The sequence below is a fragment of the Pseudomonas juntendi genome (genome assembly GCF_009932375.1).
GTDB classification, from domain to species: Bacteria; Pseudomonadota; Gammaproteobacteria; order Pseudomonadales; family Pseudomonadaceae; genus Aquipseudomonas; species Aquipseudomonas juntendi.
The window spans coordinates 1-12,831 of the sequence record NZ_BLJG01000158.1; the positions used below are offsets into that span (position 1 = coordinate 1).

Genomic DNA, 12,831 nt, shown 5'->3' on the forward strand with positions numbered 1-12,831 from the left:
TACCTTGAAAATCGCCGAGTCCACCTTCCTCCTCAAAGACCGCAATTCGGTGACCAACCTTGCCGGCGGGCAGCCTTTCTGTGGCACGGTGAAGCTCTCAACATACGTGGCACAGAGCAAATCCGATGCCACTGCCCAGGCCCTCGAAAAGGTACGTCAGGAGGTGCAGGGGGAGAAGATCGACGCTGCTGGTTACCTGATGCGCGACCTCGACAACTGGGTCCAGTCGTGGCCGGTGAGTATCAATGACGCAGGTTGGGGCAATGTCGACTCGGACCGCTTCAATGAGATCGTGGAGAGATGGGAGGAGCATGTTGCGACTTCTCTTGTCAGTGAGATCACCAACGAGCAGGGTGACGTGGACAGTGGGCTGAAAGACTTCCTGAAAACCCTCACGGAGGATGGCTGGGCAGCCGCTGGCGGTTGGTTCCAGCGCGTGGGCATGGTGCGTGGCCAGATCGCAGGCGTGTTGGCAGAGCCGGTGGGCTCGGTAGGCGCACCGTCGTTGGTCGGTCTGCCTGTAGATGCCCGTTATCAGCTGCTGAGCAACAGCGTGACCACCGTTACCGAGACAATCAACAAAAAGTCTGAAGAAAAGGAGACCTACACCCAGGCCAAGACCACCAAGCCGGAAGACTTCGCCAGCCTCATCCCCAAGGACCCCAAGACCGATATCAACGTGGGCTCGCTGCGAGCAGACATGGACAGCAAGATGTCGTCGTTCGTCAACGGCATGATGCTCAATGTCGTCGAGATTGCGACAGGCGCCGGGAGTAACGGGCAGACCCCGCTCTGCGGTACCGCAGGGCAGATGGGCGGCTCGCTCAACCGCATGAAGTGTGTGGGCGACTACCTGAGCGTTGCCCGCGCCGGCATCCTGCTTGCCGACGTCGCGATAAAGACCACCACCACGGCTGTGCGATTGCTTGCAGGTACTGTATCGGCAGCCAAGGTACTGGGTAACGGCCTGGAGGCGGACAAGATCGTTACCCCGCTTTGGGACTGGGTGCTTGAGGTGCCGGTCAAGCAGCTCGCATTGATGGCCAGTTATATCGAGCCTTTGGCCTTCTACTTCGGTGTGTTCCTGCCGAGCCTGCCCTACACGCTGTTCATGATCGTATTTGTCGGCTGGGTGCTCGCCGTCTTGCAGTCGATCATTGCTGCACCCCTATGGGCTGTGATGCACATGACCCCCGACAGGACATTCGTGGGGTCGCAAACGCAAGGTTACCTGCTGCTGCTTTCGCTGTTCGCACGCCCTGCACTTGCGGTTCTGGGTTTGTTCGCGGCCGTGCTGGTGTCTGACCCGGTGATCGATTACATAGCCAAGGGCTTCTTCGCCATGCGCGGCGCCGTCGTAAAGTCGACGGGGGGCGTGAGTGTCATTGCAGAGTTTCTGACGTTTGGCTGGTGGTTCATGGTGTTCGGGCTGACCTTGCTGCCGGTGCTGTACATGATCTTTGGCCTGCCCCAGACCTTGCCAGACCAGGTCTTGCGCTGGATTGGCGCGGGTATCGGTGACCTGGGCGAAACCAACGCCACTGGCCAGATGCGCGGCGGCATCGCTGCCGCAGGGGGGAGTATCGGCGGTAGTGGCTCGGGCATGCGCCTTGGTCATAGCCAAGGCAAGCTGCCACCCCCAGATGGTTCGTCGCCCGGCGGCGGACCAGGTGGCGGTCGGCCAGGTGGCGGCCCAGGCGGGGGTGGGTCGCGCAGTGGCTCTGCTGGCAAGCCGGCGCTCGTCAACGCCAATGGCCAAGGTGTTGGAGGCCCGGCCTCTGGTGACTCGGGTGCAAGGGCCCAGGCCGCATCGGCGGGCAACCGCACCTTGGGCGAAAAACGCAGCGAGGCGGCTGGCGTGGCGCTGGGGCGGGCAGTGGCGGGTAGCACCGCCGCCACCGGCAGGACCCTGCGCAGGGCTGGCAATGTTGCATTGTCCGCTGGGCGTGCTGGCGTGAGCTCATTCCGCGAGGCCGGCTCGGCCTCGCTGGCAGGGCGGATGCGTGAAGGCGTGGCTACCGGGGTGTTGACCGCAGGCGCCGGCCTGGCTTCGACAGCACGTGCCGCCGGTGCCGACTACAAGGAAGCCTTTACCACGGCGGGTGCCGAGGGCAAGGCGGCGTATCATGAAGGGGCAGATGCGCGCATTCAGGCCTACAAGGATTCTCTGAGCGGTGGCTCAGCCCCCGCTGGAAGCGACACCCACCAGGAGCAGGCCGTCCCAGCGGGCGCGCACGCGCAAAGTGCAGGCCCGCAGGGTCAAGGCTTCACTGAGGCCACACAACCGGCCGGGTCTGAATCGTTGGGCGGCAAAGAAGGTGATGAAGAAAGCCGATGAGCGGCAGCGATGTTGCAACGCGGGTATTTGGGCGAAGGGTGGCTGACGGTTTCATGGCAATTTGCCATCTTTGCGGAATTTCCCTTGCCCCAGATTGTCTTGGACGTTGACGCGCAATCGTGTGCGCACCCTGATACCTGACTCGGATCGCTTGGCGGAGGCTTGGCATGGATGACAATCAACTGGAAGACCAGCTTCGACGGCTGCTGACCGGCCTGGCCGACCAGGCTATCGTGCGCGGTGAGCAGTTTATCTACGATGGTGGTGAGCTGTATGCCGACGACGTGGCGGAAATCGGGTTGCTGGCGGTCCTGTGTATTGCGCAGGCGTTGTCCGAGCGCGCTGGTTTGGGTGGGTTCGGTTATGAGTTCCAGTTGGCTGCACCCGCCAATCCGGTCTTTCCGATCCATGCCAGCGCTCCGCAAGTGCTGCCGGATTTCTTCAAGGTGGCGCCGTTTGTTTCTGCCGTTTTTCACAATGAAGTGTTGAATGCCAAGCAGGACCTGACCCTGCTTTATCATGCCGCTGTGCAGCGGTTGCGGGCATCCGCAAACTGAAGCAAGGCGGGTTGCCTGTCGGTGGCCTTCCAAGTACCAGCACCCACAGGCAGGTAGCGTTTTTCACATTCCGCGGAAGGATTTTTTATGCGTGACGAAGAGAACTCTAGCGACGGTAGTCTCCCGGGCAGCGAGTTGCCGCCTGGTGTGTTTCCGCCGATGCCGGGCTACACCATTGGCGATTTGATGTCTGTCGCCAATGCTCCGTTCGAGGCATTGCTGAAAAGCCGCGATGTCGACCCAGGCCTGATCCGAGAAACCGGTATCGCGCTGGCGCAGGACCTGTATGCGGCATTCGAAAGAGAGGACGCCCAGTACCAGATTTCCACCTGGCATCAAAAGCCGTATGACGAACCCTGGATGCGCCATCGCAGCATAGAGGTGCTGGCCGAGGAACTCTGCGTGATTACATTCCACGCGACAGCCGAGTCATTGCGCGGGTCACCCTTGCGGGCTTTGGGCAAGGCGTTTCACCTGAGCCTTGTCCAGGCAGCCGGTGAGGCCATAAAGGCGCATATCCTGAAATTGAATCAGGGCTGATGGCGGCAGTTTGTTCATAGGGACATGACATGAGTAAGACAGTTTATTTCAGTGTTTACATGGATGGCACCGATAACAACAAGGACAGGGACACGCCAGTCGGTAGCCACACCAATGTCGCCAGACTTTATGAGTACGACACCGCACACGGTACCAACCTTTCTCTCAACACCGGCGCTGTGCCCCTCAAATACGGGCCTGACGGACCTACCGGGCGGTCAGAGAAAATCTACCTGGATGGGGTGGGCAGCCAGAAGGGTAATACGCCCATCGCGCTGATAGAGCGCGGTACAGGTCGCGGTAGCCAGAGCCGTATCGAGCTGGCCTATGCTGCTTTCGTCACGTTCTGCAACAAGAACCCTGACCTGAACATTGAATTGAATGTAATTGGCTTTAGTCGCGGCGCTGCGCAGGCCCGTGCTTTCACCAACGAGGTGATCGACCGTGGCGTGCCCAGACTCGACAGCCAGCAAAGGGCCACAGGTGAATACCTGATCCCGCCTGGTCAGGCTGAAATCAACAAACTTGCCATTTTCGACACTGTTGCTTCCTACGGTATTCCTGTTACCGACAGCCACGTCAGTAAAAATCTGGAAATCAGTAACAACGTCAAGTCCACCACGCACCTGGTGGCCATGCATGAATACCGCACAACGTTCCCCTTGACGAGCGCGCTGCGCAATGGCGACAACTCACGTATTGAAGAGATCAGGTTCGCAGGGGCTCATTCGCAAGTGGGCGGTGGTTATCGCGACGACCTGCTGGCAGCTGGGCCGTTGGCACTCATGTATGACCGCTTGAAGTCTGCAGGGGTGGGGCTGCGGGCACTCCCGGCCAACGAGCTTGAGCGTATCGAGCAATATAACGCGCTGATCAAAGACCCCGAGCGTGTGCAGGGGGCATTGATCGACTCTCGGTTATTGAAAGGCAATGAGGCGTTCAAGAGAGAAGTGGATGGGTCTTACACCCAGGTCAACAACCGGCCGTTCCCTGCAGAGAGCGGCACCTTGAATTTCATCGGGTGGGAAAGGGCGCCTAGCTTCCTCGCCTGGCAAAAAAAGCCATTCGACCATGCTGTAAACGCTCGCAAAGTCATTTTCGAGAATGACCGCTCACTGGCTGCCCCTGTACTCCAACGGGTCGGCCGGCATGTGGGGCAAAATCTCTTTGGCTGGAACCGCGACGTCGACAACCCTTCCACCCTGCTGAACAAGGCGCCGGTCAGTGCTGCAAGCGCCTTGGCGTCGATCGCCGACGACTTCGACGCCGATCCAGCCGTCGAGTCGCGCCAGCAAATGGCAGAACTTTCGTCTTTGCTGGCGGGGTCCAGGCCCGAAGTAGAATTCATCCAGCGCCTGGGCCTGAAGGACGTGCCTGTACCAGGCTTGATTGCGCCTGCCCGGTATGCCGAGTTGCGCGTCGACCCAGAAGGGTCGTCTGCCTTTATCGAGCTGGGCTTGGGCTATGAGGTTGCCCGCATCGTTGATGACGCCGGTGATGTCATCCGCAGGCGGGGAACATTGAGCTGTGATGATCCGTTCGAGCTCCATGACACCAATGGCAACCCGGTGGGCAGCCTGAAAGCGGTACATGAGGAACCGGCATTTGCAGGCGCGCATGGAATTCTGATTGCCATCGACTTGCGCAATGTGGTGCCCGAGTTGCAGGCGGTCACCATCGACGAGCGGCTCAAGCAAACAGCGCAATGGATCCGCGAGCTGCCTGAAGGTCGTTTCAAGGCCGAATACACAATTGCCGGGGCGGATGGCAGGCCACAGATACGTGCGGTGGTTGACTGCCCTGTTGTGCTCGAGCAGCAGCACACCATGGTTTGGGAAAGCCCCGAGCCCTGAGTGCGAGAAAGCTGTTACACAATGGGCGCGATGGTAGGCAGTGCGATGACGCTTTTTGCACACTGCTTGCTTAGAATGCACCTGTTGCCGGCGGTGGTCGGCCATTCAATCGGTTAGGGCGAGAAAATGAAAATCCACAAATACCAGCCAGGCACTTTCATCGAGGTCGATGACATGGCGGGTGGCCGTCGCGTGGGCATGGTATGCAAGGACGGCGTGACATTTTGGGATTTGCTCGATTCCCAGCGCTGTACGCCGCTGACGATCCATCCCAGCATGCAGCCGCGCGCATTGGGTACCTTGGTCCAGTTCAGCCAGGAAAAGGGCTTGGTGGGTGCGCTGCAGGCGCTGGTTGCCTACCTGCAGTCGGCAGGGGACGCACGGTTGAACGCCGACCCGCTGTTCGTCATGCGTGCACTGTGGTACCTGGCGGACAAGGCTGCCGGGGTTGGCAGTGTTCCTGATGAAGCCATGCTGCTGTGGGCTTGCGAGCAGGCTACGGCGCAGGAGCAGGTGGCTGCCCGCATCCATCAGCTGGCGGGGCAGTACTGCGCAGGCTGAACAGGCCCTCGATCGGGCCTGAGGCGTAGGCTGGCTGGCCAGCTGACGCTGCGCGGGCAGCGGGGCTACTGGGTGGCTCGTTGCACGGCGTCCGCAGCCTTGCGTGCAGTGCTTTTGATTGTTTTCACGACTGTTCGCATGTCATACGAGCAACTGATGGAGGTGTCGCTGCCATCTGCGTAGAGCCATAGGTCGTGGTTGCCGACCTCTTTCTTGTACTGGCCGAACTCGTCCTGGGGGACGTCGGCCAGCTTGGCCACCGCCTGGATGCTCTCGCCGGTAAATACCCCGTAGTAGGTATTGAAGTCGCCTTCACCATTGGAGCCAGGGTGCATGGCAAGGCGGGTGACAGCGCGGCCAAACACATCCAGTGGATTCGGAACGGTATATTCGCCGTCGGACAGGTCCGAGGCTTGCACAATTGCCTTGCCGTGGGCGGCCTTGACCAACGCCTCGAACTGCTCGGGGGTAACATTACGCTTGCAGGTCAGGACCTGGGTGAGGCGGGCGTTGGCTTCTGTCGGGTCTAGTTCTGCGGCGTGTACCGACGTGCAGGCCAATGAAACCAGCAAAGGCAGGGCGAGTTTCAGCGCTTTCATGGGTCAGATCCTTCTGGATGACAATGTGCTATCAATTTAGGTTGTTAGAAAAATGTTTTTCCAATGCCGCGAGTGTGCGCCACGCCTGGCCCATGGTCAAGACGGCGCGGGTTCATAGGGCTATTCAAATCTTGACGCGAAAACGCGTGAAACTCATACTTGCCATCACTACGTGCATTTTTCTAACAAGTCATTCTAACAAGTGACAGGGTGTCAAACGTTGCCTGTGACGCAACGGCGGTTCATCTGGACCTGGCCGCACGGGTGGCCTTTACAAGGAGTTTCCACGCATGTCCTACGCATTACCTCCACTCGCGGTGGGGCCGGACCCCAGGGCCGCGGGGGATCGACGCGCAGCACTGTGGCTGTTGTCGGTGCCGCTGTGGGTAGCGCTGGTTGCTTTCACCATCGCTGTGGTTGCAACCCTGATGGGTGAAATGGCCGAAGGGTCACCCCGCTTCTATATCGCCGCGTTGTCCTTTTCAGCACTGTTGTTGAGCGTCATGTTGCTGCCTGCCTATCTGCTCAGCCTGGGCTGGTTCGCGTGGTGGACGCGGGACGGGGACCAACGTCGATTGCGCCGTGGCCTGTGGTTGGCGCCATTGGTGGCATTGCTGTTCGCCTGGTTCCCCGCCACGTTGGCTCCAGGGCTGCAGCCATTGGGCCAGGATGCCATGGACCCGCTGCGCACCTATTTGCTGGTAGGCATCCTCGTGTTGCTGTTGGGGTACGCCTGGTCGGCCATCGTTTCCGTGGTATTGCGATATTGGAGAGATGTATGAGCACCCTCGTTCTCACCCCTCATAGATGGCTGCCGCTGGTGTTCGCGTGCCTCTCGGCCACGTTGGCGCCGAAAGCGTTGGCAGGGTTCGAGCTGGTCGAAAGCCCTGTTGCACCACTTCCCTATGCAGCACCCTCTGCGCAAGGCCAGGACACCGCGCAAATGCAGCAGACCATCAATGCCCTGAACAGCGAGATCCAGAGCTTGCGGGTTCGGCTGGCAGCGGCGGAGGCCGACGCCAATGGTAGCCGACAGGAGCTTCTGGCAATCAGGGCGCGGCAGGAGCAGGTGCAGTCGTCGATCAACCACATGACGCTCAATTTTGCTTTTGGCCATGCGCGCTTCAGCCCCAGTGCTGAGGACGGCGATGTTCTGGTGCGCTCGGCCCAGGACGCGCTGCAGGTGAAGATCGTTGGCTTTACCGACAGTGTGGGTACGGTAGAAGCCAATCGCAGGGTCGCCCTGCTCAGGGCGCAGGCGGCAAAAATGTACCTCGTTCAGCGCGGTGTAGCCCCAGCCAAGATCAGCGCCGAAGGCCAGGAAGGCGGTTACATTGCCTCGAACGCCACTGCGGCTGGGCGCGCAGCTAATCGGCGGGTTGAGTTCGAGTTTTTCGGTCAGTACCGGCAAAGCACCCCACTCGCTCGCCAACCCTGAGGGCTGTAGCAGGTGGTATGGCCGATAGAACATCAAGTTGACGTTCAACTTGGCGAAGCCATTGTGCGGGAGTGGGACCATGTATTCGTTGGATGAACTCGAGGCGTTCGTGGCGCAGGCCATCGGGGGCGATGTGCTCGCTGAGGCAGGGGGTGGCTTCGTCGGCGTGATGGCCAGAAGTGCGCCCTCCATTCAGAAGGACATTCCGGTAGCTTTCGAGCTGTACACGCTGCTGGAGCATTTCCTCAAGTCGCTGCCCATTCGTCGGGAACCGATCAGCTTTGACGCGCCAACGCTCGAGATTGAGCCAGGTATTGTCGTTGATCAGAAGGGGCACAAGGTTGTGGCCCTGCTGCCTATCCAGGCGGGCCAGCTCGGCGACGTGGCCTTCTGGCTAGCCGAAGCGCTGCCCAGCCGCGAGGTCAAGTCGCTGCCTGGTATCCTTGCGCTGGCGTTCAGCGTGGAAACCCACCAAGATGTTAAGCATTTGCTGCCCGAATGGATGGCCGCTTTTTATGTCGAAGGTGAGGGAAGGCATTGCGTGCCGATCCTGGCGCTGAAGTCAGTGCTGGAGGACGAACGTTTCGGCGGCGATTGGGTAGCGGTTGCGCTGCATCGTCTCGCCGACTTTGCCTTGCCTCAAGCCCAGGCTCAGCAAGCAGCTGGGGGCGAGGTGAAGACGACGCGCTGAACCGGTCGACAGTATCGGGTCAGGCATTGACCAGAATCTAGCGGCGCATGTTCCGAGGACGCGCCGATCCAGGGAGATGGCGAGATGGACCATAACTGGGGTGCGGGCAGACCGGGTGGTGGCCTGGATGGTGGATACACCGGCTCGCTCGATCATGCAATTTCCAACCTGCATGTCGGGCGCAGCCAGGGGCGCAAGGAGGGGCTTGAAGAGGGCTTCGATCAGGGGTATGCGCAGGGCTGGGACGCAGGCGCCGCATGCGCCAACGAAAAACTGGAGCCCCTCAGGGACCATGTGAGGCAGTATTTCCAGGAGGCGGTGGAGCTGCGGACTGTCGTGCAGCGCCAGAAAAGCATTATCGACTCGATGTACGAGCAAATGTCCAAAGTGGCTGACGCTGCCAAGAATGCGCACGCTCAGGCGGCGGCTGTCAATCCTGAAGCTTATGCGGCCTTGCAGAGCAACAATGAGTTACTGCAGGCAAGGGTCGAGGTACTGGACAGGTATTATGCCGCAGTGCTCGAGCAATCCCGGCTCAGGCAATTGCAATACGAGCGCAGCCTGGTATTCATGCGGGCAGCGCAGGCACTGTTGGAAGACTTGGTCGCCAGCGACAGCGCTGAAGCGCAGGCCATCCGCCAGCGCTTCGTCAAGGAGTACCAGGATCAGGTTGCCCGCAGCTTGCGTGCAGGCGATATAGAGGTCGCACCTGAGCTGGATGAGGCGTTCGGCAGGCAGTTGCCGGACACGCAGCGGTTCATCATGGCGCTGCTGCAGTCGGCTACCCCCGGACAGGGTGTCGACTGACCTGCCCGCAGATGGCAGCGTGCGCCAGTTCTGACTGCTCAGCCCTCGGGACCGGAGGTTGACGGGGCTGCAGCCGGCGGCGGTAGCGCGGTCTCGTGGCCTGGGTTATCCTGGCCGTCACCCCCCGGGCCCTCGACAGGCATGCAAACCAGGGCCGTGCGTACCTGTGCGGGGTATTGCTGCACCTCGTAGCCGTAGGCGGGGGGCTGACGCAATTCCGGGGCCTGGCAGGTGCCTTCGATCACGCCTTGCCGCGGCGTGGTGAAATCGCACTGTTCACCTTCATAGCGGTTCGAGCACGAGCGATAAGCCGCCACCGGCGTGACCTGTTTGGGCACCGGTACGTAGATGGTGGTATTGCGCGGGAGCTCCTGCCACTGCTCCTCGGCCACTGGCGCTTGCTGGGCCTGGCCAGCAAGCGCCAGTGTCGGCACGCTGAAAGCCAGCAAAAGAGGCATGATCGCTTTCACAAGTACCTCCAGCGTCACAGGCCAGGTTCGTAGTCAGAACCGCTACGGATCGTGGGCGCCGGGTCGCTGTGGTCCAGACCGGCATCCACTTGCACGCCGCGCTCTTTCATCTCCGTGATCATGTACTCATAGCCGACCGTGAAGTGGGCAAGGTCATAACCTGGGTCGGCATCCTTGATCTTTGTGGTCAACTCGACGATTTCCAGCTTGACCGGGTCCGGCGTTTCGTCGGTGTCCCAACCGTATGAACTGGCTTCCAGTTTGTTCAGGTGGAAAGCCTGGCTGAACGCTTTGCCTTCTACGGTGACGTCCTTGGCGAGCGTTTCATACAAGTTCTTGCCACCCAGGCCTTCTTCCAGCTTGCCATCGATCACCCGAAGAAAGTCCAGGTGGGCCTGCGGGGTGGCGGTGATGTCTTTCCAGCTGCTGTACTCGCTCATTGCATCCTCCTTGCGTAGTGAATACGAATGCCTTGCCGGCGCCATTCAGGTGCCGGCTGGCCAGGTTTCACGGCGCCATGTCATTGTCCTGCGAGTTACCTTGGGCCTTGTTGCCAACCATGTTTACGATGCCTTGCATCATCTCTTTCAGGCGTTCGAAGATGCGCTGCATGGACGCTTGCAAGCGCTCCAGATGCGATTGTGCTTCCCCTTCGAATGCCGGGGTTTTGCTTGCGTTGTCATGGATATTTTCGCTGGACGTCTCCAGGCGGGCCTTGAGCTTGTCGTAGTGCGCGTTGCCTTCGGTTTCAGGGTTCAGCAGCTCTTCCTGGGCTCGGCCGTACTGGCGCGCCCAGCCGGTAAGCGCCTTGTCCATGGCCTTCCGGTGGCCTTGCGCATCAGGGGACTGCGCCACTGCGTCGGTGAACGCGTGATGCAAGTCGGTGAATTCACCGTCAGGCTTCATCTTTTCGATCACTTCGGGCACGCTCAGGCCGGCTTGCCCGGCCCGCGCCTCGATCTGCTCCAGCACCTGTGGCATGGTGCCCGCGCTCCAGAACGCGGCATGGGCCTTGGCATAATTGCCAGCGGCTTTCTCGACCTGGTCCACGCGGTATTCGGACAGACGAGGCAGAACCTGTACCCGGCCCAGCATCTCTTCGGACTCTGCAAGCCCAGGTGAAGGTTCGACAGACCCGGCCTTGCTGCCCTCACGCCAGGCATCGGCCAGGGCGCTTGCACCTTTGCCAATGCCGTGCATGGCTGCGCCCGTCAACGATGCCACGCCGCCCAGAAGTTCTGCGCTGCCCTGCAGCAGCGTTGCTGCGCCGCCATGTTCGCGCTGTGGGGCGGCTTTGGTTCGTTCATTCAGTGATTCATCGATGCGTCGCACTTCCTCCGGGTCCAGTGACGCGGGTGTGGCCTTCAACTCAGCCGCCACTTTCATCAGCGCATCCAGTGCATCTGGGTCAGGGGCGGCGGACGTGTTCCGAGCGCTGTCGTTACCTGCTGCTTGCGGGTTGTCGAGCGCGTGTGTGCTGCCTGCGTTGGCATTGAATGCCTGCAACTGCTCGGCACTGATCTGTTGCACCCGCCAGCCGCCTTCGTGGGGGTCCAGGCGCACTGGGGCGCCAACCTGGACGGGCGTGCTTTCCATGAGTTCGGCGAAACCGGGATCCGCGAAGATCACTTCACCCTCAGTGGTTTTGACCGTGAGGGCGTAAGCGTTCTTGCTGTTCGGGTCATTGTTCAGAGGCGCTACGCCACGATGGACCAGGATACCTGCATAGCTGCGCCCTGGCTGGGCTATAGGCCCGGTAGCAGAATCAGCGGCGGCTTGATCAGGCTTATCGAGTTCTTTGGGTTCCATCTATGTTTACCTTTCGTGGGCGCCGCATTATTCAATGGATCTGGAAACAGCTCCTTTCTGGGCTCGCTGCTGGGCCCCGTCGGTCTGAATCCTTTGACCTGCCAATTTCTGCGACGCGTAAACGGCAAGCAATGCTTCAACTTTTTCCTTTTTGCGATAAATCGCTTCCGACAAGTAATTGCCGACCCCCACCGCCCGGTTGTAGTCGACCCACAGGGCGCGGCTGGACACATGGGTAATGCTGTTGTTCCACTCGGCATCGCTGAAGCGCCGGCCGGCTTCGGTCGCGAGCATTTCCGACACCGACATGGTGTCATAGCCACCGATCGGAGCGGTTGGCAAGGCACCATAGCCATCAGAATCGGACAAGTACATCGCGGGCGCCTTGCCATCCGCTTCGGCCAGCGCAGCATCGGCGTTGGCTGCTGCCACCTGGACAGGCTCGGCGGTGGAGTCTGGGGCAACGCCGCCCGCAGGTACATTACCGAAAAGGATCTGGTGTTGCGCCTTGGTGTCCTTGCCCAGAATCGGGTAGTGCTCGGGGTGGCCGTCCTGGATGGCGTAAGTTTGGCAGAAATAGGGGGCCGGGTCAGTCTTCCAGCCAATGCCAGGCTGAGGGTTGATCACGGCGGATGGCAACTGTGCCGGGTTGAATGGCCCGCGGTGGGCATTTTCCCTGAACGCTTTGGCCCTGGCTTCGTCCCGTTTGGTGGTGCCGTAGGTGAAGTGCAAGTGCTTGGCCATGGATGTGCTGGGGGTGTTACCGGATAACCCCAGTTTCTGCCCCGGTTTGACCGCAACGCCCTGCTTGATGCCGTTGGCGAAGCCGCTGAGGTGGTAGTACGCAACGATATCGCCGTTGGCGCGCTGGATCAGAATCGCGTTACCTGCCGAGCCTCTGGAGCCTGCAAAGGTAATCTTGCCTTCGGTGGTGGCGTACACGGGTTGCGAAGTACCGCTGGTGGAGAAGTCCAGCCCGTCGTGCATGTGCGCTTTCTGGTTGGCCGAGCCATGGTTGGCCGAGCCGCCGCCGCGAAATTTACCGAAACGGCCAGAAACAATTTCTTTGTCGGTAGGGGACACCATGCAAGTGTCCGCCATGGCGCCACAGGCGCAAGCCAGCAGGCCCAGGCCAGCGATGCCGCGCAAGATTGTCATGTTCATCCCT

Annotated in this window: 14 protein-coding genes; 9 read left to right on the top strand and 5 right to left on the bottom strand. The window is 60.4% G+C overall.

Annotated features, from left to right (window positions below):
* From GYA94_RS19350 to GYA94_RS19370, 5 genes are all read left to right on the top strand, one after another.
* Nucleotides 1-2,338, top strand: a 2,338-nt coding sequence (locus tag GYA94_RS19350; protein WP_161892893.1) for a DotA/TraY family protein, incomplete at its 5' end; no start/stop codon positions are given.
* A 167-nt stretch (nucleotides 2,339-2,505) separates the two neighbouring features.
* Nucleotides 2,506-2,895: a hypothetical protein gene (locus GYA94_RS19355; protein WP_110676566.1), complete on the top strand. Its 390-nt coding sequence runs from the start codon at nucleotides 2,506-2,508 to the stop codon at nucleotides 2,893-2,895.
* A gap of 87 nt (nucleotides 2,896-2,982) precedes the next feature.
* Entirely contained in the window at nucleotides 2,983-3,435 is a 453-nt protein-coding gene (locus GYA94_RS19360; RefSeq protein WP_161892894.1) for a hypothetical protein, read from the top strand.
* A gap of 29 nt (nucleotides 3,436-3,464) precedes the next feature.
* Nucleotides 3,465-5,288, top strand: coding sequence for a phospholipase effector Tle1 domain-containing protein (locus tag GYA94_RS19365; RefSeq protein ID WP_255326956.1), 1,824 nt, complete (start codon nucleotides 3,465-3,467; stop codon nucleotides 5,286-5,288).
* Nucleotides 5,289-5,414: 126 nt separating this feature from the next.
* Nucleotides 5,415-5,849 (top strand): hypothetical protein, encoded by a 435-nt coding sequence (locus tag GYA94_RS19370; RefSeq protein ID WP_110676563.1) that lies wholly within the window; start codon nucleotides 5,415-5,417, stop codon nucleotides 5,847-5,849.
* 65 nt (nucleotides 5,850-5,914) lie between these two features.
* Here the strand turns inward: GYA94_RS19370 and GYA94_RS19375 are convergent, their stop codons facing one another.
* Nucleotides 5,915-6,448, bottom strand: a complete 534-nt coding sequence (locus GYA94_RS19375) for a hypothetical protein (RefSeq protein ID WP_110676562.1) — start codon at nucleotides 6,446-6,448, stop codon at nucleotides 5,915-5,917.
* A gap of 290 nt (nucleotides 6,449-6,738) precedes the next feature.
* Here GYA94_RS19375 and GYA94_RS19380 point away from each other — a divergent pair, with 290 nt between their 5' ends.
* From GYA94_RS19380 to GYA94_RS19395, 4 genes are all read left to right on the top strand, one after another.
* Nucleotides 6,739-7,230, top strand: a complete 492-nt coding sequence (locus tag GYA94_RS19380; protein WP_110676561.1) for a hypothetical protein — start codon at nucleotides 6,739-6,741, stop codon at nucleotides 7,228-7,230.
* On the top strand, nucleotides 7,227-7,886 hold the full coding sequence (locus tag GYA94_RS19385; RefSeq protein ID WP_110676560.1) for an OmpA family protein: 660 nt from the start codon (nucleotides 7,227-7,229) through the stop codon (nucleotides 7,884-7,886). Before GYA94_RS19380 ends, GYA94_RS19385 begins: the two co-directional genes overlap by 4 nt.
* Nucleotides 7,887-7,965: 79 nt before the next feature.
* Nucleotides 7,966-8,577: a hypothetical protein gene (locus tag GYA94_RS19390; RefSeq protein ID WP_110676559.1), complete on the top strand. Its 612-nt coding sequence runs from the start codon at nucleotides 7,966-7,968 to the stop codon at nucleotides 8,575-8,577.
* Nucleotides 8,578-8,661: 84 nt separating this feature from the next.
* On the top strand, nucleotides 8,662-9,384 hold the full coding sequence (locus GYA94_RS19395; protein ID WP_110676558.1) for a Yae1 family protein: 723 nt from the start codon (nucleotides 8,662-8,664) through the stop codon (nucleotides 9,382-9,384).
* A gap of 38 nt (nucleotides 9,385-9,422) precedes the next feature.
* On the opposite strand, the gene GYA94_RS19400 is transcribed toward GYA94_RS19395, so the two are convergent.
* The 4 genes from GYA94_RS19400 to GYA94_RS19415 all read right to left on the bottom strand — a co-directional run bounded on the left by GYA94_RS19400 (nucleotide 9,423) and on the right by GYA94_RS19415 (nucleotide 12,827).
* On the bottom strand, nucleotides 9,423-9,854 hold the full coding sequence (locus tag GYA94_RS19400) for a hypothetical protein (protein WP_161892895.1): 432 nt from the start codon (nucleotides 9,852-9,854) through the stop codon (nucleotides 9,423-9,425).
* Nucleotides 9,855-9,868: 14 nt separating this feature from the next.
* Nucleotides 9,869-10,294 carry a hypothetical protein gene (locus GYA94_RS19405; RefSeq protein WP_110676556.1) on the bottom strand — a complete coding sequence of 142 codons (426 nt, stop codon included), beginning with the start codon at nucleotides 10,292-10,294 and terminating at the stop codon, nucleotides 9,869-9,871.
* 67 nt (nucleotides 10,295-10,361) lie between these two features.
* Entirely contained in the window at nucleotides 10,362-11,663 is a 1,302-nt protein-coding gene (locus GYA94_RS19410; protein WP_161892896.1) for a hypothetical protein, read from the bottom strand.
* Between the two features lie 27 nt (nucleotides 11,664-11,690).
* A complete protein-coding gene (locus GYA94_RS19415; protein WP_161892897.1) occupies nucleotides 11,691-12,827 on the bottom strand; it encodes a M23 family metallopeptidase in 1,137 nt (378 codons plus the stop codon).
* Nucleotides 12,828-12,831 lie beyond the last annotated feature (4 nt).